Annotated in this window: 24 protein-coding genes; 4 read left to right on the top strand and 20 right to left on the bottom strand. The window is 65.3% G+C overall.

All coding sequences use genetic code 11. The features are described from left to right. Positions 1–3: 3 nt before the first annotated feature. From ET21_RS0113570 to argH, 5 genes are read right to left on the bottom strand one after another with little or no spacing between them, the layout of a single operon-like run. Entirely contained in the window at positions 4–960 is a 957-nt protein-coding gene (locus ET21_RS0113570) for a zinc transporter ZntB (RefSeq protein ID WP_030540127.1), read from the bottom strand. Further along, entirely contained in the window at positions 957–1715 is a 759-nt protein-coding gene (locus tag ET21_RS0113575) for a bifunctional precorrin-2 dehydrogenase/sirohydrochlorin ferrochelatase (RefSeq protein WP_030540128.1), read from the bottom strand. Before ET21_RS0113575 ends, ET21_RS0113570 begins: the two co-directional genes overlap by 4 nt. Beyond that, positions 1715–2980, bottom strand: a complete 1266-nt coding sequence (gene lysA / locus ET21_RS0113580; protein ID WP_021238620.1) for a diaminopimelate decarboxylase — start codon at positions 2978–2980, stop codon at positions 1715–1717. The genes ET21_RS0113575 and lysA overlap by 1 nt, the downstream gene beginning before the upstream one ends. Positions 2981–3005: 25 nt before the next feature. Beyond that, complete coding sequence (locus ET21_RS0113585; protein WP_021238621.1) at positions 3006–3269, bottom strand: hypothetical protein; 264 nt, start codon at positions 3267–3269, stop codon at positions 3006–3008. Beyond that, complete coding sequence (argH, locus tag ET21_RS0113590; protein WP_030540130.1) at positions 3266–4636, bottom strand: argininosuccinate lyase; 1371 nt, start codon at positions 4634–4636, stop codon at positions 3266–3268. The genes ET21_RS0113585 and argH overlap by 4 nt, the downstream gene beginning before the upstream one ends. A gap of 55 nt (positions 4637–4691) precedes the next feature. Here argH and ET21_RS0113595 point away from each other — a divergent pair, with 55 nt between their 5' ends. Then, positions 4692–5288 carry a redoxin family protein gene (locus ET21_RS0113595; protein ID WP_021238623.1) on the top strand — a complete coding sequence of 199 codons (597 nt, stop codon included), beginning with the start codon at positions 4692–4694 and terminating at the stop codon, positions 5286–5288. A 292-nt stretch (positions 5289–5580) separates the two neighbouring features. Continuing rightward, complete coding sequence (locus ET21_RS0113600) at positions 5581–8199, top strand: TonB-dependent siderophore receptor (protein ID WP_030540131.1); 2619 nt, start codon at positions 5581–5583, stop codon at positions 8197–8199. Between the two features lie 99 nt (positions 8200–8298). Here ET21_RS0113600 and ET21_RS0113605 read toward each other — a convergent pair whose 3' ends face one another. From ET21_RS0113605 to ET21_RS0113635, 7 genes are all read right to left on the bottom strand, one after another. Next, entirely contained in the window at positions 8299–8478 is a 180-nt protein-coding gene (locus ET21_RS0113605; RefSeq protein WP_030540132.1) for a Trm112 family protein, read from the bottom strand. Beyond that, positions 8475–9086 (bottom strand): LON peptidase substrate-binding domain-containing protein, encoded by a 612-nt coding sequence (locus ET21_RS0113610; protein WP_030540133.1) that lies wholly within the window; start codon positions 9084–9086, stop codon positions 8475–8477. Before ET21_RS0113610 ends, ET21_RS0113605 begins: the two co-directional genes overlap by 4 nt. Before the next feature lie 11 nt (positions 9087–9097). Continuing rightward, a complete protein-coding gene (locus ET21_RS0113615) occupies positions 9098–10009 on the bottom strand; it encodes a tetratricopeptide repeat protein (RefSeq protein WP_030540134.1) in 912 nt (303 codons plus the stop codon). An 85-nt stretch (positions 10010–10094) separates the two neighbouring features. After that, positions 10095–10937, bottom strand: a complete 843-nt coding sequence (locus ET21_RS0113620; protein WP_021238628.1) for a MipA/OmpV family protein — start codon at positions 10935–10937, stop codon at positions 10095–10097. Between the two features lie 75 nt (positions 10938–11012). Further along, on the bottom strand, positions 11013–11444 hold the full coding sequence (locus ET21_RS0113625) for a DUF2141 domain-containing protein (protein WP_030540135.1): 432 nt from the start codon (positions 11442–11444) through the stop codon (positions 11013–11015). After that, on the bottom strand, positions 11441–12169 hold the full coding sequence (locus ET21_RS0113630) for a sterol desaturase family protein (protein WP_030540136.1): 729 nt from the start codon (positions 12167–12169) through the stop codon (positions 11441–11443). Before ET21_RS0113630 ends, ET21_RS0113625 begins: the two co-directional genes overlap by 4 nt. A 51-nt stretch (positions 12170–12220) precedes the next feature. Then, positions 12221–13111, bottom strand: a complete 891-nt coding sequence (locus tag ET21_RS0113635) for a prephenate dehydratase (RefSeq protein WP_021238631.1) — start codon at positions 13109–13111, stop codon at positions 12221–12223. A gap of 186 nt (positions 13112–13297) precedes the next feature. Between ET21_RS0113635 and ET21_RS0113640 the strand changes: the two genes are divergently transcribed. Then, a complete protein-coding gene (locus ET21_RS0113640; RefSeq protein ID WP_030540137.1) occupies positions 13298–13960 on the top strand; it encodes a cytochrome c family protein in 663 nt (220 codons plus the stop codon). A gap of 351 nt (positions 13961–14311) precedes the next feature. Here ET21_RS0113640 and ET21_RS0113645 read toward each other — a convergent pair whose 3' ends face one another. After that, positions 14312–15628 carry a hemolysin family protein gene (locus ET21_RS0113645; RefSeq protein ID WP_021238633.1) on the bottom strand — a complete coding sequence of 439 codons (1317 nt, stop codon included), beginning with the start codon at positions 15626–15628 and terminating at the stop codon, positions 14312–14314. Between the two features lie 151 nt (positions 15629–15779). Between ET21_RS0113645 and ET21_RS0113650 the strand changes: the two genes are divergently transcribed. Then, positions 15780–16460 carry an OmpA family protein gene (locus ET21_RS0113650; protein WP_030540138.1) on the top strand — a complete coding sequence of 227 codons (681 nt, stop codon included), beginning with the start codon at positions 15780–15782 and terminating at the stop codon, positions 16458–16460. Between the two features lie 115 nt (positions 16461–16575). Here the strand turns inward: ET21_RS0113650 and ET21_RS0113655 are convergent, their stop codons facing one another. From ET21_RS0113655 to ET21_RS0113685, 7 genes are all read right to left on the bottom strand, one after another. Continuing rightward, entirely contained in the window at positions 16576–17193 is a 618-nt protein-coding gene (locus ET21_RS0113655; RefSeq protein WP_021238635.1) for a MarC family protein, read from the bottom strand. Continuing rightward, a complete protein-coding gene (locus ET21_RS0113660; protein ID WP_030540139.1) occupies positions 17190–17822 on the bottom strand; it encodes a hypothetical protein in 633 nt (210 codons plus the stop codon). The genes ET21_RS0113655 and ET21_RS0113660 overlap by 4 nt, the downstream gene beginning before the upstream one ends. Next, positions 17819–18712 carry a bifunctional methylenetetrahydrofolate dehydrogenase/methenyltetrahydrofolate cyclohydrolase FolD gene (folD, locus tag ET21_RS0113665; RefSeq protein ID WP_030540140.1) on the bottom strand — a complete coding sequence of 298 codons (894 nt, stop codon included), beginning with the start codon at positions 18710–18712 and terminating at the stop codon, positions 17819–17821. Before folD ends, ET21_RS0113660 begins: the two co-directional genes overlap by 4 nt. A gap of 46 nt (positions 18713–18758) precedes the next feature. Then, on the bottom strand, positions 18759–19097 hold the full coding sequence (locus ET21_RS0113670) for a DUF167 family protein (RefSeq protein ID WP_021238638.1): 339 nt from the start codon (positions 19095–19097) through the stop codon (positions 18759–18761). Beyond that, positions 19094–19384, bottom strand: a complete 291-nt coding sequence (locus tag ET21_RS0113675; RefSeq protein ID WP_021238639.1) for a YggT family protein — start codon at positions 19382–19384, stop codon at positions 19094–19096. Before ET21_RS0113675 ends, ET21_RS0113670 begins: the two co-directional genes overlap by 4 nt. A gap of 130 nt (positions 19385–19514) precedes the next feature. Next, positions 19515–20432, bottom strand: coding sequence for an acetylglutamate kinase (gene argB / locus ET21_RS0113680; RefSeq protein ID WP_021238640.1), 918 nt, complete (start codon positions 20430–20432; stop codon positions 19515–19517). 94 nt (positions 20433–20526) lie between these two features. Beyond that, positions 20527–22041 (bottom strand): Ppx/GppA family phosphatase, encoded by a 1515-nt coding sequence (locus ET21_RS0113685; RefSeq protein WP_030540142.1) that lies wholly within the window; start codon positions 22039–22041, stop codon positions 20527–20529. Positions 22042–22044 lie beyond the last annotated feature (3 nt).

Genomic DNA, 22044 nt, shown 5'->3' on the forward strand with positions numbered 1-22044 from the left:
ACGTCAGCGCCGCAGCCAGTGCGTCGCGACGAACCAGCCGCTGATCGCCACCGCCATCAGCGCACATACGCCCACCACGCCCCAAAAGGCCCATGGCTCATGCGCATAGGGGATGCCGTCGACATTCATGCCCAGCAGGCCGGTCAGGAATGTCAGCGGCAGGAACACCAGAGCGACGATGGAGATGATCAGCGCCTGCCGGTTCATCTGTTCGGCGCGCAGGTCCGTCAGTTCTTCATGCGCCAGGGCCGAACGCTCGCGCACCGCCTCCAGCTCCTCCGCCATGCGGGCGCAGCGGTCCGCCGCTTCCTGAAGGTGCAGGCGGTCGTCAGGCTCCAGCCAGACCGTTTCCGCCAGCGATAGCCGCTCCAGCGCCTGCCGCTGCGGCGCGATGAAACGGCGGTAGCTGATCGCCGTAGCGCGAATGCCGGACACCTGACGGCGCACTTCGGCCGCCGTGCTTTCGCCCATGCCGCTTTCAATCTCGTCCAGACTGTCGCCAAGCTCGGCAACTTCGGGATCGAGCGCTTCGGTGATCTGGCGGGATAGCTCCGCGATCAGGTCGCCCGGATCGTGGATTTTCCCGGCCAGCATGCACGCGATCACCGGATCGAGCGCGGCAAGAGGGCGGTAGCTTACGGAGATGACGCGCGCATGTTCGGCCCACAAGCGGATCGACACGAGGGCATCGCCAGTGGGATCGTCCATCATGCTGAGCCCGCGCAGATTGACGAGCGCCCCTCCCCCCATGATCGTGCAGCGCGGACGGGTTTCCTGAGCGAGCAAGGCGGAAAGCGCGGCCTCCGGCATGTGGTCGCAGCGGGAGGCGACGGCGCGCGCATCCTCTTTCCACCCGTCCGCATGCACCCAGCTGAACGGCGCATCGCCGGTCTGGGCACAGAAAGCGTCCAGGGTGATTTCCCGCGCCCTGATGCCATCGCTGATGAAGACGCGGCTCATCGCGGCAGGTCCAGCCAGAGCGACAGCCCCTCGCCCGGATCGGCGGGCGGGGCGGCGGCAGGGATGCGGGCGGCGTCGGCGCGTGCGCGATCCAGTATGGCGGGCGGCACAGCGGGGTGATGATAGACGCGGTCGGCCTCCCCCAGCAGGCGGGCGGTACGCAGCGTGAGGTCATCAGGGTCGCCGGACAAGAGGCGCATGCGAACGAAGCGGGAGGCGGCGATATCGTGCTGTCGCTCCAGCCACAGCGGCAGGGCGTCCGCCGCATTATCGCTGAACGGGTCGATCATGCCGCCGGGGCTGAGGCCCGCGTCAATGGCGCGGCGGCGCGCGGCTGCATCCGGCCAGCGCGCCCTTATGGCCGATCGCATGCCGTAAAGGGCCGTGGCGAGCGCGCCCAGCCGTTGCGGCAACAACGCCTCGAACCGCTGGCGCAGCGCCTTGGCAAGGCCAGCAGACGCGCCGCCGGTGCCGATGGCGATCAGCACGGGCGCCCGGTCGACGATCGCGGGCAGGGTGAAGTCGCACAGGTCCGGCCGGTCAGTCGCATTCACCAGCACGCCGCGCGCGCGGAGCCGGGCGGCCGTCGCCTCGTCCCCGTCGGCGACGATGGCGATCGCGGCCTCATCCTCCTCCGCCACGATGCGGGCGCCCGCGCGTTCGAGCAGGCGGCGCTTGGCGTCCGCCGCCTCCCCTGCTCCGGTCAGGATGACGGGCCTGCCCTTCAACGTCAGGAAGACGGGCAGGCTGTGCATCAGTCGCGCACCCAGTCGGGGATCTTGTCCGCCTCGATCAGCGCCTCGATCGGCGGGCGGGCGCGAACGACCGCCCATTTGCCGCCCGAAACCAGCACCTCCGGCGTCAGCGGACGGCTGTTATAGGTGCCCGCCATGGTCGCGCCATAGGCGCCCGCCGTCATGAAGGCGACCAGATCGCCCGCCTGCACCACGTCCATGTCGCGGTGCATGGCGAAAGTGTCGCCGGTTTCGCAGACCGGCCCCACCACATTGGCGGTCGCGCGTTTCCCGACCGGGTTGACGGCGCGGATGTCGTGCCATGCGTCGTAAAGGCTGGGGCGCATCAGGTCGTTCATCGCCGCGTCGACGATGACGAAGGGAGCCTGCGCGCCCTGCTTCACGCGCACCACGCGGGACAGCAGCGCGCCCGCATTGCCGACGATGACTCGCCCCGGCTCGAACATCAGGCGGACATTCCAGCCGCTGGTCACGCGCGTCACCATCTCCCCATAGGCGGCGGGAAGCGGCGGAATGGGAAGCGAGGGATCATAAGGCACGCCAAGGCCGCCGCCCAGGTCGGCGGTACGGATGTCATGCCCCGCAGCGCGCAACTGACCGATGAGTGCGCCGACCTTGACGAAGGCGGCTTCCAGCGGCGCAAGGTCCGTCAACTGGCTACCGATATGGACAGCGACCCCCTGCACGTCGAGGCCCGGCAGATCGCGCGCGGCGGCATAGCTTTCCAGCGCGCGGTCATAGGGAATGCCGAACTTGTTCTCCGACTTGCCGGTCGAAATCTTGGCATGGGTGCCTGCATCGACATCCGGGTTGATGCGATAGGCGACGGGAGCTTGTCTGCCCATGGACAGCGCGACTTCGGACAGCATCTCCGCTTCCGGCTCGCTTTCCAGGTTGAACTGGTAGATGCCATGTTCCAGCGCCAGACGCATCTCCCCGGCCGTCTTGCCGACGCCGGAAAAGACGATGCGGCTGGCCGGAATGCCCGCAGCGATGGCACGCAGCAACTCGCCGCCCGACACCACGTCCGCGCCGAGTCCCAGCTTTGCCAGCGTCGCCAGCACCGCACCATTGGGATTCGCCTTGACCGCGAAAGCGATCAGCGGATCGGCAAGGCGCGACAAGGCTTCGCGGAACACGCCGACATGGCGGGTGAGCGTGGCGGTGGAATAGATATAGACGGGCGTGCCGACGGCCTCCGCAATCTCCGTCATCGGCACCTGCTCCACATGCATGGCGCCGTTCACATAATCGAAATGGTCCAAGGCTCTCTTGTCCTAGCGGGTCTGGTCAGGGCTGGCTTTCGGGCGGCAGATCGAAGGGATCATCCTCCCGGACGCGTGAATTGGTCAGCAGGTCGACGGTGCGTTCGGGCCGCGCCTGGATGGAAGGCGTCATCAGTTCCTGCGCGGTCGGCGCTGCGGCGGCGCCCACCGGCACGGCAGGCATCTTCTGCCCCTCAATAGGCTTCAGCGGCTGACGCCCGCCACATGCCGCCAAGGCGAGCGGCAGCATGGCGAAGCCTATGCCGCGAAGGAGGATGCCGGTCCTCATGCCTGCCTGTCCTTTCGAGCCTGCGCGATGCGCGCCCGCACCTGATCGGGCGCGGTGCCGCCATGGCTTTTCCGGCTGGCGACCGATGCATCGACCGTCAGCACCGCATAGATGCGCTCATCAATCCGGGCGTCAATGGCTTTCAGCGTTTCGATCGGCAGGTCGGCCAGCGGCGTGCCCGCGCTCTCCGCCGCCGCCACCGCGCGGCCGGTGATGTGATGCGCCTCGCGGAAGGGCACATTGGCTTCGCGCACCAGCCAGTCGGCGAGGTCGGTGGCGGTGGCGAAGCCGCTTTCCGCAAGGCCACGCATGCGATCGGTGCGGAACGTCACCGTCTCGATCATGCCGGTCATCGCGGCGATGCTGAGGCCCAGCAGGTCATGCGCCTCGAACACCGGCGGCTTGTCGTCCTGCATGTCCTTCGAATAAGCGAGCGGCAGGCCCTTCATCGTGACGCACAGCGCGTTCATGCAGCCCATGATGCGCCCGGCATGGCCGCGCACCAGCTCGGCGGCATCGGGATTGCGCTTCTGCGGCATGATCGAACTGCCGGTGGAATAGGCGTCAGGCAGCTTGACGAAGCCGAACGGCTGGCTCGCCCAGATGATGAACTCCTCGGCCAGGCGCGAAAGGTGCAGGCTGCACTGGGTGGCCGCCATCAGATAGTCGAGCGCGAAGTCACGGTCGGACACGCTGTCGAGGCTGTTGTCGGTCGGCTTGGCGAAACCCAGCGCCGCCGCCGTGGCGTGGCGGTCGATCGGAAAGCCGGTTCCGGCGAGCGCGGCCGCGCCCAGCGGGCATTCGTTCAGCCGCGTGCGCGCATCGGCGAAGCGGCTGCGGTCGCGGCGGACCATCTCATGATAGGCCATCAGGTGATGGCCCAGCGTCACGGGCTGCGCGGATTGAAGGTGGGTGAAGCCGGGCATGACGGCATCGGCATGCTCCTCCGCGCGCGCAAGCAGCGCCTGCTGGAGCGCATCGAGCCCCGCCTCCACCTCGTCGATCGCGTCGCGCACCCACAGGCGGAAGTCGGTCGCCACCTGGTCATTGCGCGACCGGGCGGTGTGCAGCCGTCCCGCTGCCGGGCCGATCAGCTCGGCGAGGCGCGATTCCGTGACCATGTGGATATCTTCCAGGTCCAGGTTCACGGGCACGCCATTGGCTTCATATTCGGCCGCGATCCTGTCCAGCCCGGCGGTTATCGCCTGCGCGTCCTCGCCGCTGACGATGCCCTGTTTCGCCAGCATCGCGACATGCGCCTTCGATCCGGCGATGTCCTGCTTCCACAATCGCTTGTCGAACGGGATGGAGGCATTTATCTCGCGCATGACCGAAGCCGGGCCCGCTGCGAAGCGTCCGCCCCACATGCTGTTGGAGCCTTCGTTGCGAACTTCCCCGCCCCGATCAACTTTGCCCTGCGTAATGACACTGCTCCTGCTGGCTGGCCTTGGCGCGTGCGATAGGCAATCGCCGCCTCCTGGGCAAGGTCAAGCCAATAGCAGCGCGCAAATCCCGGCGGCAAGCGGCGAGGCGACGGGCGCTTCGCAAAGCGCGAAGGGCGTGTTCAGCTATACGATCGACCGTTCGAAGGCGGGCGCCGCCGCCCCGGATTTTTCCTTCACCGGGCCGGACGGCAAGGACGCGGCGTTGCAGGATTTCGCGGGCAAGCCAGTGCTGGTGAACCTGTGGGCAACATGGTGCGCGCCTTGCGTCGCTGAAATGCCGACGCTCGACAGCCTGGCCAAGGCTTATAAGAAGGACGGCCTGGCCGTGCTGACCATATCGCAGGACAGCCAGGGCGAAAGCGTGGTCAAGCCCTTCTTCGCCAAGCATAAGCTGCCGAACCTGCAAGGCTGGACCGATCCCGAAAACCAGTTCGGCTTCCACTTCGCCACCGGCATGCTGCCGACCAGCGTGCTGTACGACCGGCAGGGCAAGGAAATGGCGCGGGTCGTCGGCGCGCTGGACTGGAACAGCAAGGAAGGCCGGGATCTGATCGCGGCGGCGCTGGAGTCCTGACGGAATCCACTCGCCCCTGCTCCGTCATGCTGAACTTGTGTTTAAACGTAAGGTATCGCCAAAACGAACAAGCGCCGGAAACCCACTATTTTCGGCGCATGCAAAGTGCGCAGGCATGTTGCGCGCTTCTCAATTGCAGAGCACATGCAAGCTATAATATCCTTGGGCGAGTTCGATAGTAATCCTGTGAAAACAACTTCATAAATCTGAAAAATTGTGCGGCGCAATAGCGGCTTTTCAGACCTTCTCCGTTTCCCCCACTGCACGATAACGCATAAGCAGGGGGCAATAGATGAAACGATTATCTGCACTTCGACTTTCTCTTGTTCTGGCTTCCTCCTGGTCCGCTTGCGCGGTTGCACAGGAGGCGGCGCAAGCACCGCAGGCCGACGAGGGATCGGCCATCATCGTCACCGGCACCCGCGCCACCGGCATGCAGGCCGCCGAAAGCGCCGCGCCGATCCAGGTGCTGAGCGAAGAGGCGATCAGCCATGTCGGCCAGCCCAACCTCAACCAGGTGCTGACGCAGCTCGTCCCCAGCTTCACCGCGCAGACGCAGGGCACCGACCTTTCCAGCTTCTCTCTTTCCGCCCGGCTGCGCGGCCTTAGCCCCAATCACACGCTGGTGCTGGTCAACGGCAAGCGCCGCCACGGCAACGGCATCCTTCAGGTGATTTCCGGCGCGTTCCAGGGCTCGGCCGCGCCCAGCATCGACCTGATCCCGCCGGACTCCGTGGCGCGCGTCGAAGTGTTTCAGGAAGGCGCGGCGGCCGTCTACGGCACCGACGCGATCGCGGGCGTCATCAACTTCATCCTCAAGGACCAGGACGAAGGCGGCACCTTCAAGATCACCGGCGGCCAGCATTATGACAGCGAGGGCGAGCTTTTCTCCGCATCCGGCAACATGGGCTTCAAGCTGGGCGAGGACGGCTTCTTCAACCTGACCCTGTTCCACAGGCGGCAGGACTATACGACCGTGGGCGAAGGCCAGGTGCAGGTGACGCAACGCGACGGATCGCTGCAACCCAACGCCCCGGCCCAATGGTCAAACCTGACCGGCGACGCCCTGTCGGGGATCAATGGCGGCCAGCCCCGCACGAAGCTGACGCTCGGCTTCTACAATATGGGCTATGATTTCGGCGGCGTCGAACTGTACAGCTTCGGCGACTATGCCCGCCGCGAAGGCTGGGCCAAGCAAGGCTACCGCCATCCCAAGCGCATCTGCTACGAAGCGGGCAATCTGGGCGGCAGCGTGACCCCGGCGCCCTACGATCCCAGCATCTGCTACAGCGACACCGGCATCTATGGCATGGTTCCGTTGCAGCATGTCGTCGAGGACGAATATAGCTTCACCGTGGGCGCCAAGGGCGAGTTTGGCGGCGGCTGGAACTATGACATCAGCGGCACCTATGGCGCGCAGAAGGACAGCATCTACACCGAACAGTCAGCGCATCGCGAATTGTGGCAGGAAAGCTTTGCCGCAGGCGGCGTCGCCCGTGCGATCACGCCCAGCAGCGCCTATGACGGCGGGTTCAAGCTGGCGCAGACGACCATTACGACCGACATCCGCAAAGAATTCGATGCCGGCATGGCTTCTCCGCTGACCTTCGCGTTCGGGGGCGAGTACCGGAAGGACGAATATGAAATCCTTCAGGGCGACGCCGTTTCGACCTACAAGACCGGCGTCCAGTCCTTCCCCGGCTACAAGGCGTCCGACGCAGGCGATTTCCAGCGCAGTTCGAAGGCGGTCTACGCCAACCTGATCGGCGAGCCGGTGGATGGCTGGAGCGTCGATCTTGCCGGACGCTATGAAGATTATACGGATTTTGGCGATACCGCGATCTGGAAGGTGACGACGCGATACGACTTCTCGCCCGCCATCGCCATCCGGGGCACGGCCAGCACCGGCTTCCGCGCTCCCACGCTCGCCGAACAGAAATATTCGACCATCAATGTCGGCCCGACCAGCGCCATCGCGCAGCTTCCCGCAGGCACCCCGGCCGCCGCACTGCTGGGCTTCGGATCGTTGAAGGCGGAAAAGTCGAAGAATTTCTCCGCCGGTATCGTGCTGCGGCCGGTGCCCAAGCTGGCGGTCACGGTTGATGGCTATCTTATCAAGATCAAGGACCGCATCACCGGGACGGCGGCGCGCAACGCCGTGCTGAACGGCGTGCCGCAGGCGGGTGGCGCGGACATTCTGAACGCCCTGAGCGCGGCTGGCATCGTGCTCGACAGCGCATTGTTCACCGACGGCACCATCGGCGTGTCCAGCTTCACCAACGGCATCGACACGCGGACCTGGGGCATCGACTTTTCCGCAAGCTATCCGGTGGCGCTGGACTTCGGGACGCTGAACCTGTCGCTGACCGCCAACTATAACAAGACGAAGATCACGGACAACAAGGTCGGCTATCCGATCTTCAACGCGGCGTCGGAAAGCAATATCGAACGGTCCAATCCGGACTATAAGGTCGTCGCCAACGCCCTGTTCAAGAGCGGCGGGTTCACGCTCAACCTGCGCGAAACCTTCTACGGCAAGACCAGCGTCCTGGTGCGGCCCGCCTTCAACGCGCGCACGATCGCTGGCGCGCTACCCGATGGCGGTTTCCTGATCGGGGACGGCGCAGGCGGTGCAAGCCAGCTCTACTTCAACGGCGTTGTGAAGGCGACGGCGATCACCGACCTGGAGGCGAGCTATGACTTCACCGATCATGTGACCTTCGCGATCGGCGCCAACAACCTGTTCGACAAGCGCCCCGAAATCCCCAAGCTGCTGGGAGACGATGTCCCTGTGGGGGCGGGCGTTTCTCCCTACATCAACGGTTCGGGCAGCTATAACAGCTACTACGGCCATGGCCCCTACGGCACGTCGGGCGGCTATTATTATGCTCGCCTGGAGTTCAAATTCTAAAAAGCCTATCGGGTCGCGGAGGAGGCCGGCTTCGGAAACGAAGCTGGCCTTTTCTACTGGTCGCCGGACTAAATCCTCTCTCTATCGGTAAGGAGGATTTTAGTCTGACAGATCCCTCGCCTCGCGCACCACCAGAACAGGAACGCCATCGCGCACGGGAAAGGCAAGACCCGCCGCGTCGGAGATGAGTTCCGACCGCTCCGGGTCCCACCGTAAGGGCGTCCGCGTGACCGGACACACCAGCTTCGCCAACAGCGCGGGATCAAGTGCCCGGCTCATTGCATCGTCGCTCCGCCATCGCGTTCGATGCGGCCGACGATCTGCATCAACTGGATGATGCGTTCCGAACGCTCGCGCAGGCTGTCCGCCTCCAGCAGCGTCTGCTTGGCCGCAGGGTCGAACGGCGCGACCTGCGCTATGCCGTTGACCAGCGACATATCGTCCAGCCGCGATACGGCGGTCCAGTCCACCACATAACCAAGCGCTTCGGCAAAGCGGCGCGATTCCTGCTCGATCGCGGCGCGCTCCACCGCCGCCAGCACCTCATCCTCCGGCGCCTGCTCCACATCCGCTTCGATCTGGCGGAAGGCGGTGGCGACATCCAGTTCGCGGATGACGCGGAACCGCGCAAGGCCCCTGAGGACGATGTTGAACCGGCCATCCTCCAGCGCCTCGATATGGCTGATGTGGCCAAGGCACCCCATGTCGAACAGTGCAGGCCTTGGCCCGTCACCGCGCGGCTGGATCATGCCGATGCGCCGGTCGCGCGCCATCGCGTCATGGATGAGCGCCCGGTAGCGCGGCTCGAAAATGTGGAGCGGCAGTTCCATGCCCGGCAGGAGCAAGGCCCCCGCCAGCGGGAATATGGAAACGCGGGCGCGGTTCACCGCCGCAGCCGTCAGGAAAAGAGGATCTGGGACAATTTCCGCCGCTGCGCCGCGACCCATGGGTCTTCCAGACCCGTCGCCTCGAACAGCTTGAGCAATTGCGCGCGCGCCGCACCGTCATTCCAGCCGCGATCGCGGCGGATCATCTCCAGATATTCCTCCGCCGCCCGGTCGCGATCGCCATTGGCCATCAACCCGCCCGCCAGTTCGAACCGCGCCTCCTGATCGTCCGGGTCAGCGGCGACGCGCGCCTCCACGCCGGTCAGGTCGGCCACGGGCTTGGCATCGCGGGCCAGGGCGATAGCGGCGCGGGCGCGATCTATCGCCTGATCCTTCGCCACATCAGCCGGGAGCGCCGCCAGAACCGCCTCGGCCTCATCCAGCCGGGCGAGCGCGACCAGCGCCCGCGCCTCGCCCGATGCAACATCGGCATTGTCCGGGACCATCTGCGCGATCTGCTGGAATACCGACAAGGCGCGCTCATGCTCGCCTCCCGCCAGAAGCCCCTCGCCCATGGCGATCAGCGGCGCGATCTCCTCAAGCTGCGCCTTTTCGTCCGAGGCGACGGGAAGCTGGGCAAGCAACTGGTCGAGATATTGCTTCAGTTGCCCTTCGGTCCGCGCCTGGCTGAGGTCGGCGACCGGCTGACCCTGAAAAACGGCGTAGACGGTCGGGATCGACTGGACGCGGAACTGGGCGGCGATGAACTTATTCTCATCGACGTTGATCTTGACCAGCTTCACGCCCTTGGACGCATAATCGGCGCAGACCTTTTCGATGACGGGCGTCAGCTGCTTGCAGGGGCCGCACCATTCCGCCCAGAAATCAACGATGACCAGGCTGGTGCGGGAAGGTTCCACAACGTCGCGGCGGAACGCCTCCACCGCTGCCTTATCGGTGTCGCTCATTCCTAAGGTCGCCACGTTTCTGTCTCCTGCCAATGCGGTTGGGTGCCGCCTCCATACATCGCAATATGTGGGGCGTCACCCTTCCGGCACAAGGGAGCGATCAGAAGGTGTAGCCGATACCGACCGCGCCCGCCCACTGGTTGCGCGAGCCTGCGATGCTGACCACCGGCGAGTCGCCATAATCGCCCAGCATGCGCGCATAGCCGCCCAGCGCGAAAAGCGCCCAGCCCTTGCGCAGATCGCCCGACAGCGACACGCCGCCCGTCAGGTTGACGCCCACCCGCTTGAACCCGGCGCTGTTGCCTGCATCGGAATAAGCGGGAAGACCCGAAGCAAGCGCATCCGCCGCGTCGATGTCGTAATAATAGCGGCCATAGCGCTTGCCGACATAGTCGGCTGACACGCCCAACCCGACGAAGCTGCGGGTCGAAAGCGGCGTGAAATATTCGATCGCCGGGGTCACGACATAGCTTTTATGCGCGCCCGCCACATCCTTCGTCACGGCGACGCGCACCGAAAGATTGTCGTAGGCGCTGGTGAAGACGCCGGTCTTGCCGATCCCCGCGAAGCCGCCCACCTCGATCGCGACGTCGCGTTTGCCAAGCGCGCGCACGGCGTCATCCTTGATATTCTTGAGGCCCGACCGGTCGAATCGGGCGGTCACCACCGGCCCAAGCTGAAAGTCGAGGCCGTTGGGGTCCGTATTCGGGATCGCATCGAAATAGAGGCCGGGGCCGCGCGTCCAGAAGGCGAAGTCGCTGACCTTGCCGCGCAACTGGGGAATCGGGATGACGCGATAATCGTCCGATCCTTCATAGCTGGGGATCACTGCCGCGCCGATGCCGACCGTAAGCGAGTTGCTGTCCTCCTGCGCGAGAGCCGGTACGGTCATGGCGGCCGCCGCCAGGCACGACGCGGCGGCAAGAAAATGACGATGGTTCATGAAGTCCCCTGTTTCCCTGATAAAAAGCTGAACGCTAAAATGTTTCGATGCCAACACAGTTCCGGTTAACATGGGTCAGAGGAAATATTTGACCTTCACCTCCTGCCGCACCGCGCTGCCGGATACCGGGAACAAGGCCGACCGGAAGCTGGGCGCGCCAAAGCGGATAGGCGGATTACGGGAAAATCCCACGCCTTCGCGCGGTATGCCCGCGAATGTGTCGAGCTTTCCATTGCCATTTTCGTCGTGAATGACCGCAAGGCCATATTCGCCCGGCGGAAGCGAGCCGAGGAAGGTCGCCTGCTCCGTCGCCGGGACCGTCATGTGCCGCCGCTCCGGATCATCGCTGCAATCGGGGAAATAGCGCGCCTGACGCGTGATGCAGACCAGGACCTGCCCCTTGGCCGAACGCAGGCCTTGCAGGCTGAGGCTGAGCGGCTGGGACTGATCCGCTGGCGCTGCGGCGGCAAGCAACAGACCCGTGACGACGGCAAGCCGAACCTTCAAACCTTCTCCCCCTTGAAGCTGCCTAGCCCTTTGTCGGTGCCGCAAAGCCGGTCCCAGACACGGAAATACAGGCCGTAATTGCATGTGTAGAGATCGTGATGGCGCTGATGATGGCTGGCGGTGATCAGCCACTTTCCCGCCCAGCCATGCACCATGAAGCGCGGAAACATCTCCCAGCCCATATGATTGGACACACCCATCACGGTCATGATCGTCAGCACCACCCCCAGCGCCGCGACATGGATGGGGATGAGGAAGACCAGCAGCGGGATGACGATCGCGCCCGTAACCGCTTCCCAGGGATGGAAGCTCATCGCCGCCCAGGCCGTGGGCGGACGGCTGGCATGGTGGACGGCGTGGGCGATACGGAACAGGCGCGGCTGGTGCATCCAGCGATGGGTCCAGTAGAACCAGCTATCGTGCGCGGCAAGATAGAGCAGCACCGAAAGCGGCAGATACCAGAGCGGGAAGGCATGGACATCGCTATAGATGCGGGTCCATCCATGCGCCTGCCAGCCCCAAGCGACCACGCCAGCGGGCACGCCGTAGATCAGCGCCGCCACCATCGACCAGCCGATTTCCCGGCCGATCTGACGCCGCAGGCCACTGTAGAGGCCCGGCTTGCGGACGCGGGTCGCCAGCGCGAAACCGCCGCTGGAAAGAAGGTAGCGAACAGCGACGATAGCGCTCATCAACAGAGCGGACGGGATCAGAGCCGCGGCCATGCCCCCCTATAGCCACGCTTTCCCGATTGCGGAAGGCGGATGCGCGCGAGCCTAGGTGCGCGGGCGCGCCTGACGGTAGCTGCCCAGGATGCGGACCCATTTGCTGTGGAATTCCAGTTCAGCGAGCGCGCGGTCGACCGCCGGGTCGCCCGGCATCCCCTCGATATCGCAGAAGAACTCGGTCGCCGCGAAGCTTGCGCCCCGCTGATAGCTTTCCAGCTTGGTCATGTTGACGCCATTGGTCGCGAAGCCGCCCATCGCCTTGTAGAGCGCGGCAGGGACGTTCTTCACCTCGAACAGGAATGTCGTCATGACCGGGCCGATGCCGGGCTGGGGCATGGCCGGTTCGCGCGCCAGCACCAGGAAGCGGGTCATATTGTCGTCGCTATCCTCGATATTCTCCGCGACGAGACGAAGGCCGTATAGTTCAGCCGCCAGATAGGGGGCGATGGCGCCCTCCCCCGGCTTGCGCGCTTCGGCCACCAGCGCGGCCGCGCCCGCCGTATCGGCATAGGCGACCGGCTGGATACCCCGTTCGCGCAGATAGTGGCGGCACTGGCCCAGCGCTTGCGGATGGCTGATCGCGCTCTTTACCGGCGTGTCGTCCACCGCCATCAGACAGTGGCGGATGCGCAGGAAATATTCGTCGATGATGTGCAATCCCGATTCGGGCAGCAGGAAATGCATGTCGGCAACGCGGCCGTGCAGGCTGTTTTCGATGGGGATAACCGCCCGGGCCGCCTGGCCGGACCGCACCGCATCGATCGCATCCTCAAACGCAAAGCAGGGCAGCGGCACGCAATCGGGCGCATAGCCCAAGGCGGCAAGATGCGAGTTCGCGCCCGGCGCGCCCTGATAGGCGACGGCACGGGCGGGATCGAGCGCGGCCTTCGCGGCCATTTCCGCGACGATGACGCGGGCGGGGGCGGGATAGTTTTCCATGGACGCGAGCGCGCTTAGGCACTCCTGCGCGCGCGCGCAAGCGTGGGAGAGGCGCTGCAAGGCCAAAAGCGGGCGTCTGCCCCTTCAACCCGGCTTGCGCGTTCGCACTTGCGCCATTATGGCAGCGCGCTAAAGGGGGCGCGGAATCCAAGCCGCCAGAACAGAAAGTCAAGGGAATCCGAGCGAATGGGCGATCGTTTCAACACCGTTGCAGGCTGGGCGTTGTTCGCGGGGATCATTGCGCTGGGCGGCGGCATCGTCAGTTCGAAATTCTATCATGCCGAACGGCCCGAAAAAATGGGCTACGCCATCGAAGGCGTGGAAGCGGAGGGTGAAGGCGGCGCTGCGGGGCCTGGCCTCAACACGCTGCTCGCCAGCGCCGATATTGCGGCGGGCGAGAAGGTTTTCGCGAAATGCGCGGCTTGCCATACGATCAATCAGGGTGGCGCGAACGGCATCGGCCCCAATCTGTACGCCACGGTCGGCGAGGAAATCGGCAAGGGCAAGGCGGGCTTCGCCTTCTCCGACGCGCTCAAGAGCAAGGGCGGCACCTGGACCTTCGAAAATCTGGACCATTGGCTGGAAAGCCCGCGTGAATTCGCGCCCGGCACCAAGATGACCTTTGCGGGCCTTGGCAGTCCGGCGGATCGCGCGAACCTGATCGCATGGATGAACACGCAGGGGTCGAACCTGCCCCTGCCCGCCGCCGACGCCGCTCCGGCCGACGCGAGCGCCACGCCGGGCGAAGCCGCCGCGAATGCCACCAATGCGGCGGCAAGCGTGGAGGGCCAGGCGCCCGCCAATGCAGCCCCTGCTGGCGGCCCGGCCGCACCGGCGACCGGAAAGTAATCGGGCGGTAGTTTTCCGGGGTTGAGTTTTGTCAGGCGCGGCACCTGTTGCCGCGCCTGATGCTTTTTGTTGATCCTTGGGGCATTTCCCTCCACCAGCCTGCGACTGGTCCCCCTCCCCATTCGATGGGGAGGATTATTCGAACGGAAAACCACCCTCGAACGCGAGGTCACCTCTGCTTCGTTTGCTCTCAATTTGTGGATCAAGGGCCCATGGAAGCTACATGCTGTTGCGGAGGCAGGAGACAGTTCCTCCGTCAGATCTGGCTATCACGACCGATTTATCATTAGCAGGGCAGGGCTAAACCTCAGTCGGCTTTTCTTTGAGCCGCAAGCCAAACCCCCGCGCCCATCAACGCTCCGCCACGAGCAGCTTGTCGATCTTGCGCCCGTCCATGTCCACAATCTCGAACCGCCAGCCCTGATCGTCCACGAAGTCGCCGACTTCGGGCAGGCGCTTGAGCAGCCAAAGCGCATGTCCCGCAACAGTGGCGTAGTCGCGGTCATCCGGCAGTTCGAGCCCGATACGCTCCGCCAGCAGGTCGACCGGCATCTGCCCCGAAACGAGCAGGCTGCCGTCCTCGCGTTCGACAACGTCCGGTTCCTCATGCAGGTCGCGGTCGGACACGAAATGACCGGCAATGGCTGAAAGCAGGTCGGCCGGGGTCGCGATCCCTTCGAAATGGCCATATTCGTCATGCACCATGACCATCGGCACATCGGCGCGGCGCAGCACTTCCAGCGCGTCCATGGCGTCGACCTGATCGGGCACCACTTCCACCCGGCGCATCAGCGCTTCCAGATTGAGCACTTCGCCCCGGAACAGCGCCGTCATGATGTCGCGCGCCTGCACGACGCCGATGATATCCTCGACCGTGCCCCGTCCTACCGGCAGCCTCGTATGCGGCGTTTGCAGCAGGCGGGCGCGGATCGTGTCCTCATCGGCCTGAACGTCGATCCAGTCCACATCCATGCGCGGCGTCATGATCTCCCGCACCGGCCGGTCAGCCAGCCGGACCACGCCGGAAATGATCGCGCGCTCGCTTTCCTCGATGACGCCAGACCGGCTGGCTTCGGCAACGATCAGGTGCAACTCCTCGGCCGTCACCTGCTGATCCGATTCGCGGTTCAGCCGCAACAGGCGGAAGATCAGCGCGCTCGATCCGTCCAGCACCCAGACAATAGGCGCGGTGATCTTCGCCAGCCACAGCATCGGCGTGGCGACGAGCACGGCGATGGACTCGGGCGCGCGCAGGGCGAACTGCTTGGGCACCAATTCGCCGATGATCAGCGACGCGTAGGTGGTGAGGCCGATCACCAGCGCGAAACCCAGATTTTCGGCCATGTTGGGGCTGAGGCCCAAGCCTTGCAGCCGTTCCCCGACAGGTCCGCCAAGACTCGCCCCGGAATAAGCGCCCGCGACGATGCCGATCAGCGTGATGCCGATCTGCACCGTGGACAGGAATTTGCCGGGATCACTGCCAAGCTCCAGAGCGGTACGCGCGCCGCGGCGACCGGCCTTCTCCATCGCCTGCAAGCGCGGCCGCCGCGCGGATACGATCGCCAGTTCGGACATGGCGAAGACGCCGTTCAACGCCACCAGCGCAAGGATGATGACAAGGTCGGCCCAGGGAAAGGGCGTGGGAGCATGTGGGGGGATCATGGCCATGGCGGTCAGCTACGCCCTATAACCCTGTTTCTTGCAGTTTCACAACCACCCCCTCATCCGCCGTTCAGTTCGGTCGTGGAACAATCAGCCTTCTGGACGATTGGGAACCCAGCCGCGTCTTTCGGCGCAAGTCTATAAGGGAATGGAAAGAATGAGGATTTCTCATCGCATCATGGGGGCAGCGGGGGTGGTGGCCATGTTGGGGACCGCTGCCTGCACCACCGACCCGAACACGGGCCAGCGCCAGATATCGAAAGCGGCGATCGGCGGCATAGGCGGCGCGCTGGGCGGATATCTGCTGGGCGACCTGGTCGGCGGGCGTCGCGACCGGACGGAAAAAATCCTGGGCGCGGGCATCGGCGCGGTCGCTGGCGCGGGCATCGGCGCTTATATGGACGCACAGGAACGCAAATTGCGCGAGGAAACGGCGGGCAGTGGCGTGGACGTGATCCGCGACGGCGACAATCTGGTCCTCCGCATGCCTTCGGGCATCACCTTCAGCTATGACAGCGCCGCCGTGCAGCCGCAGTTCCAGCCGACGCTGAACGATGTGGCGTCGGTGCTGGCGCAATATCCCAAAACCTATATCGACGTTTACGGCCACACCGACAGCGATGGCACGGACGCCTATAACCAAGCCCTTTCGGAACGGCGCGCCCAGTCTGTGGCGGATTATCTGACTACCCATGGCGTCCAGTCAGCGCGCATCGCGACGCGCGGCTTTGGCGAAACCCAGCCGATCGCGTCGAACGCCACCGAAGAGGGCAAGGCGAGCAACCGCCGCGTGGAAATCAAGATCGCGCCGGTTACGGAAAGCGACGTCAGGTCGTAAGGGATTGGCGGGACCGGGGCTCGCCGGTTCCGCCCCCTGTCCGGCTGAGCGGAGGCGAGGACACCTCACTGCGTCCGGTGGAGCCCTTCGACCTCGCTCAGGGGGAACGGAGGTTTCAGAAGCTCGCGTTCAGGCCGTCGATCACGAACTGGGCGGCAAGGGCGGCGAGCAGCACGCCTAGCAGACGGGTGATCACCGCCTCGATCTTAGTGCCCAGCAGCGCCATGAGCGGCCCGGCCGCGAGCAGCGACGCCAGCATCAGCGCCAATGTCGAAAGCACCGCGCCCATCACGATCAGCCGCTCGCCAAGCCCCTCGGCGCGGGACATGAGCAGCATCACCGTCGCGATGGAGCCGGGGCCGGCGATCATCGGCATCGCCATGGGGAAGACCGACACATCCTCCACCTCCGGCGTTTCCGCGATCTTGTGCGCCCGGTCCTCGCGCCTTTGGGTGCGCTTTTCGAACACCATGTCCATCGCAATGATGAACAGCATGATGCCGCCAGCGATGCGGAAGCTGTCCAGCGCAATGCCCAGCAGCCCCAGCAACTGCTTGCCCCACAGCGCGAAGACCAGGAGGATGGCAGTCGCAATGGCGACGGCGCGGATCGCCATGGCGCGGCGCTGCGCAGCGGACGCGCCGGTGGTCAGGCTGGCGTAGATCGGCGCACAACCGGGCGGATCGATAACCACGAACAGCGTCACAAAGGCGGAGATGAACAGCTCCGTCATTGGCCGGGTGCCGCCACGCGGTCGTCGATCACCATGTCATAGCCGCTGCCGTTCCACATGCGCACGGTGACCCGGCGGCTGCCGTCAGCAGCGGCGTCCGCACTCCAGGTCAGGCTGTCGTCGGCAGGCGGCGGTACACCCTGCGCACCTCGCTGCCGAGGCTTGCAGCTTGCCACCTTGCCCATCAGAAAATCCGATGTCATGCGCGGCGCGGCCAGCCTGTCCTCATGAGCGGCGATCCATTTCCACTGGCCCTTCTTGTCCCGCCGCCACAATGTGGTGAAATAGCCCGCTGTTCCGTCCGGCTGGGTCCAGTTGCCCGTCGAAGCGGCAAGGGTGCCATCGCAGGACACATAGATGGTGGACGGCGTCCATGCGGCGGGCCGGGGCGGATCGGCGCGGCCCTTCAACCATTGTTTGGCCAGCACGCGCTGCGGCACGAACATTATGGCGTCTTCGGCCGCGGTTTCGCGGAAGGCGGTCCACTGGCCCTTTTCGCGCGCGAGCCGGTTGAAGGCGAGTTCAGCGGCGAACACCGAACTCGGATCGGGCTGGTAGCGCATGGGCGGCCGTGCGGCGGTGAGCGAAAGTAGCCCCACCGCCAGCAGAGCGGCGCGCCCTGCCCTCACAGCTCCTCCGGCTTGGCGAGCCCGGCGCGGGCATGGGCGGCGACAAGCGTGTTGCGGAGCAGGACAGCGATGGTCATCGGCCCGACGCCGCCCGGCACCGGCGTGATCGCCCGGACATGGGCCAGCGCTTCGGCAGTGGCGACATCGCCGACGATCCGCGCCTTCCCGTCTTCGGTATCGGTTACGCGATTGATGCCGACATCGATCACGGTCGCGCACGGCTTGATCCATTCGCCCTTCACCATCTCCGCACGGCCCACGGCAGCGACCACGATATCGGCGCGGTGGACGACCGACGCCAGGTCGCGGGTGCGGCTGTGCGCGATGGTAACGGTGCAGTTTTCAGCGAGGAGCAACTGCGCCATAGGCTTGCCCACGATGTTGGACCGGCCGACGACCACCGCCTCCATGCCGGTCAGGTCGCCAAGCTCATCCTTCAGCAGCATGATGCAGCCCAGCGGCGTACAGGGCACCAGCGCCTTCTGCCCCGTCGCCAGCCGCCCGGAATTGACGACATGGAACCCGTCCACATCCTTGGCCGGATCGATCGCGGCGATCACCGACGCTTCGTCGATGTGATCGGGCAGAGGCAACTGCACCAGGATGCCGTCGACCCTTTCGTCGGCGTTCAGTTCCTCGACCAGGTCCAGCAACTCTTCCTCTCCGATGCTGGCGGGCAGCTTGAACTCCAGGCTTTCCATGCCCGCCTCGACCGTCATCTTGCCCTTGTTGCGGACATAGACGGCACTGGCCGGGTCCTCACCGACCAGCACCACGGCAAGCCCCGGCTTGCGTCCGGTCTGCTTGACGAAGCGCGCCACGCCTTCCGCGACACGGCCGCGCAGCCCTGCGGCGAAAGCTTTGCCGTCGATGATCTTGCCGATGGTCATACTGCCTCAACCCGCTCCTTGATGATGATGGAGAGCCGCGACGCCGTCATTGCCGCATTCCGCCATCCGTCAGATGATGCCATCTGACCTGGAAATGCTCTAGCGCCAACGCGTCGCCGCCACCCTTTATTCGAAGCCGCTTTAGCCGGTTGGTGTCGCCTGATTCCAGAAAAATCGCGCTGCGGGGCCAATCCAGCCGCTTTGCCAGCAGGGCGATGAGCGCGGCATTGGCCTTGCCCTTTTCCGGGACAGCGCGGACGCGGGCGGACAGCCACTCCGCCCCCTTTTCATCTGTCCACCGGCCGCCCACCTCTTCCCGCGTCGCGCCGGGCGTCAGGCGGATGGCCAGGATCAGGTCGCCCCCGTCCCTGCTCCAGACACTCACACCAGTCCGAAAAGCGGCGGCAGGACGGCCTGGCGGATGATCAGGATGGCGAGAAGCACGACCATGGGCGACAGGTCGAGCGCGCCAAGATCAGGCATGACGCGGCGTATGGGATTGTAGATGGGCGCCGTCATTCGATCGAGCGCGATGATCACGGTGCGGACGAGATCGCTGGAAGTGTTGATGACGTTGAAGGCGATCAGCCAGCTCATGATCGCCTGAATGATGATGATCCACCATAGCACATCGAGCAGGATGACGATGATCTGATAGAGCGCGTAGGCCATGCGGTCTCCGATTTGGTTGCCGGTGCTTTAGCCGAGGCAGGGACCCTGCGACAAGAAGGCAGCTTGCGCTTTTCGTTGGTTACGGAAGAGGGCGCTCAAATTGAGCAGCGCGCTCCTGTCCTTCGCCGGTTTACCGTCGCACCAGCGTGCCAGCGCCGCGCCTGGTGAAGATTTCCAGCAGCATCGCATGCGGAACCCGGCCATCGAGGATGACGGCGGCGTCCACCCCGCCCTCCACGGCCTTCACGCAGGTTTCCAGCTTCGGGATCATGCCTCCGCTGATCGTGCCGTCCTCTTGCAACAGCTTGATCGCCGCCGGGTCAAGATCGGTCAGCAACTGCCCCTGCTTGTCGAGCACGCCCGCCACATCGGTCAGCAGGAAGAAGCGCGAGGCCCGCAATTCCGCGGCGATCGCGCCCGCCATCGTATCGGCGTTGACATTATAGGTTTCGCCGTCCGCGCCGATGCCCACCGGCGCGACGACGGGAATGATGCCGCTGGCCGACAGCGTGTCGAGGATGCTGCGGTCGACCTTCACCGGATCGCCGACAAAGCCCAGGTCCACATTGCGCTCGATCCCCGAATTGGGATCGGGCGCGCGACTGCCGCCCACCTTCTCGCACAGGACCAGGCCGCCATCCTTGCCTGAAATGCCCACGGCCTTGCCGCCAGCGCCGGAAATCCAGCTCACGATTTCCTTGTTGATGGACCCGGCCAGCACCATTTCGGCGATCTGCGCGGTTTCCCGGTCGGTGACGCGCAGGCCGTTCACGAAGCGCGATTCGACGCCCAGCTTCTTGAGCATCGCGCCGATCTGCGGACCGCCGCCATGGACAACGACGACATTGATGCCGACCGCCTTCATCAGCACCACATCCTCGGCGAAGTTGCGCGCCGCTTCCGGGTCGCCCATCGCGTGGCCGCCATATTTGACGACGAAGGTCTGGCCCGCATATCGCTGCATGTAAGGCAGCGCCTCGACCAGTGTTTCGGCCTTCGCGAGGAGCGCGGGATCGGGGGCGTGCTTATCGTTCATGCGCGCGCGCATAAGCCCTTATGGGGGCAGGGGCAAGTTTTGCAGGGGCGGAGCTGGCATTCTCTATCCCCGCTGGAATTTCTTTGCGCTTCCGCGCGCGAAATCTTCACCAGGCGATGCGATATTTGACGCCCATGGCCTGCGCCAGGGTCCGCTGCCGCCGCTCGACCGCCTCGCCGAACAGGTCCGCATCAGCCCCGCGCAGCCGGAGTTCCAGCGTATCCGCAACCAGTTCCAGCCTGGAGGCAAGCAGCGGCCCTTCGGCGCCGCCCGACAGCCGCTGCCCAAGCCGGATCGCAAGGCCCCAGAGCGCGGCGCGCTTCAACGCGGCGGGGGAAGCCAGCCCCTCGATCGCCGCCGGAACCGCCGCTCCGCCGCCGAAATTGCTGTGCAGCGCCTGCGCCAGCATGGCCCGTTCCGCCGCCGTGATGCCGACCCAATTGCTATGGAGAGCGATTTCCACCCCGCGTTCGGCGCGGAAATCCGGATTGGCGCGCCAGCCCACATCGGCCAGCAGGCAGGCCGCGCGGCGGATGCGCCGCCATGCGCCGTCATCGTCCAGAAAGAGGGGCGCGATCCAGCGGTCGATCATGTCGCCATGTCCCGCGAAACGGCCCTGCGCCTCTCCTTCCGCCTCGGCAGCGACGAGCAGCGGGTCGTGGGCGCGGATGTCGGGCGGCAAATCCTCGAACAGCAGCCCCTCGCGCAGGCCGTAGGCGGACACGATCAACTCGCTCGACTTGAGCTGCCGCACGACCACCGAAAGCAAAGCGGCGGCGTCGGGCAAGGTTGGAACGCGCGATCCCGTGATGGCGGGAATGTCCTTCAACCGCGCCCGCCCGACATGGGACACGATGCGGGTCAGTTGCTCCGCCCGGCTCGCCGTCATCGCATATTGATGGACCACGGGCAGCGGGAAGTTGGTCAACTGCATGTCGAAGCGGGCAAGCGCGCGCCATGACCCGCCGACGAGGTAGAATGGCAGGCCGGTTTCGATGACCGGATCGGCCTTTGCCAGCATCTTCTTGACGCAGCGTTCCAGCGCGCCCGGCCCCTTGGCGCGGATCTGCGGCAGGCGCAGCACGCCCAGCGGCAGGGACACGGTCTCATGCACGGCCCCGTCCTTCACCCGCGCCAGCTCCAGACTGCCGCCGCCCAGGTCGCCGACGATGCCGTCCGCCGCCGGTATGCCCGACAGCACGCCATAGCCCGCGGCGATCGCCTCCTGCGCGCCCGACAGCAGTTCGACATCCAGGCCCATGGCCTTGGCGCGGCGGATGAATTCCTGCCCGTTGGCGGCATCGCGCACGGCTGCGGTGGCGACGCAGCGCACGTCGCGCACATCCATGTCGCGGCATAGATGGGCGAAGCGGCCGATGGCGCGCAGCCCCCGCTCCATAGCTTCCGGCTCGATCTGACCCGTCCGCCCAAGCGAGGCGCCAAGCCCCGCCATCACCTTTTCATTGAAGAGGATGAAGGGGATGCGGCGCGGCCCGTCATAAACGACCAGGCGGACGCTGTTCGACCCGATATCGATGATCGCCGTGCGCGCCTTGGCATGGGCGGGCGAGGTGACCATCGTGTCGGCGATCGCCCGCACATGGCTCAGCATCGAACTCATGCG

Source organism: Sphingobium sp. DC-2, assembly GCF_000722555.1.
GTDB classification, from domain to species: domain Bacteria; phylum Pseudomonadota; class Alphaproteobacteria; order Sphingomonadales; family Sphingomonadaceae; genus Sphingobium; species Sphingobium quisquiliarum.

Excerpts from the sequence above, each read along its gene's own strand:
- ET21_RS0113570 (WP_030540127.1), bottom strand. The coding sequence starts at position 960 with ATGAGCCGCGTCTTCATCAGCGATGGCATCAGGGCGCGGGAAATCACC.
- ET21_RS0113575 (WP_030540128.1), bottom strand. The coding sequence starts at position 1,715 with ATGCACAGCCTGCCCGTCTTCCTGACGTTGAAGGGCAGGCCCGTCATC.
- ET21_RS0113585 (WP_021238621.1), bottom strand. The coding sequence starts at position 3,269 with ATGAGGACCGGCATCCTCCTTCGCGGCATAGGCTTCGCCATGCTGCCG.
- argH (WP_030540130.1), bottom strand. The coding sequence starts at position 4,636 with ATGTGGGGCGGACGCTTCGCAGCGGGCCCGGCTTCGGTCATGCGCGAG.
- ET21_RS0113595 (WP_021238623.1), top strand. The coding sequence starts at position 4,692 with ATGACACTGCTCCTGCTGGCTGGCCTTGGCGCGTGCGATAGGCAATCG.
- ET21_RS0113600 (WP_030540131.1), top strand. The coding sequence starts at position 5,581 with ATGAAACGATTATCTGCACTTCGACTTTCTCTTGTTCTGGCTTCCTCC.
- ET21_RS0113605 (WP_030540132.1), bottom strand. The coding sequence starts at position 8,478 with ATGAGCCGGGCACTTGATCCCGCGCTGTTGGCGAAGCTGGTGTGTCCG.
- ET21_RS0113620 (WP_021238628.1), bottom strand. The coding sequence starts at position 10,937 with ATGAACCATCGTCATTTTCTTGCCGCCGCGTCGTGCCTGGCGGCGGCC.
- ET21_RS0113630 (WP_030540136.1), bottom strand. The coding sequence starts at position 12,169 with ATGGCCGCGGCTCTGATCCCGTCCGCTCTGTTGATGAGCGCTATCGTC.
- ET21_RS0113635 (WP_021238631.1), bottom strand. The coding sequence starts at position 13,111 with ATGGAAAACTATCCCGCCCCCGCCCGCGTCATCGTCGCGGAAATGGCC.
- ET21_RS0113640 (WP_030540137.1), top strand. The coding sequence starts at position 13,298 with ATGGGCGATCGTTTCAACACCGTTGCAGGCTGGGCGTTGTTCGCGGGG.
- ET21_RS0113645 (WP_021238633.1), bottom strand. The coding sequence starts at position 15,628 with ATGGCCATGATCCCCCCACATGCTCCCACGCCCTTTCCCTGGGCCGAC.
- ET21_RS0113650 (WP_030540138.1), top strand. The coding sequence starts at position 15,780 with ATGAGGATTTCTCATCGCATCATGGGGGCAGCGGGGGTGGTGGCCATG.
- ET21_RS0113655 (WP_021238635.1), bottom strand. The coding sequence starts at position 17,193 with ATGACGGAGCTGTTCATCTCCGCCTTTGTGACGCTGTTCGTGGTTATC.
- folD (WP_030540140.1), bottom strand. The coding sequence starts at position 18,712 with ATGACCATCGGCAAGATCATCGACGGCAAAGCTTTCGCCGCAGGGCTG.
- ET21_RS0113675 (WP_021238639.1), bottom strand. The coding sequence starts at position 19,384 with ATGGCCTACGCGCTCTATCAGATCATCGTCATCCTGCTCGATGTGCTA.
- argB (WP_021238640.1), bottom strand. The coding sequence starts at position 20,432 with ATGCGCGCGCGCATGAACGATAAGCACGCCCCCGATCCCGCGCTCCTC.
- ET21_RS0113685 (WP_030540142.1), bottom strand. The coding sequence starts at position 22,041 with ATGAGTTCGATGCTGAGCCATGTGCGGGCGATCGCCGACACGATGGTC.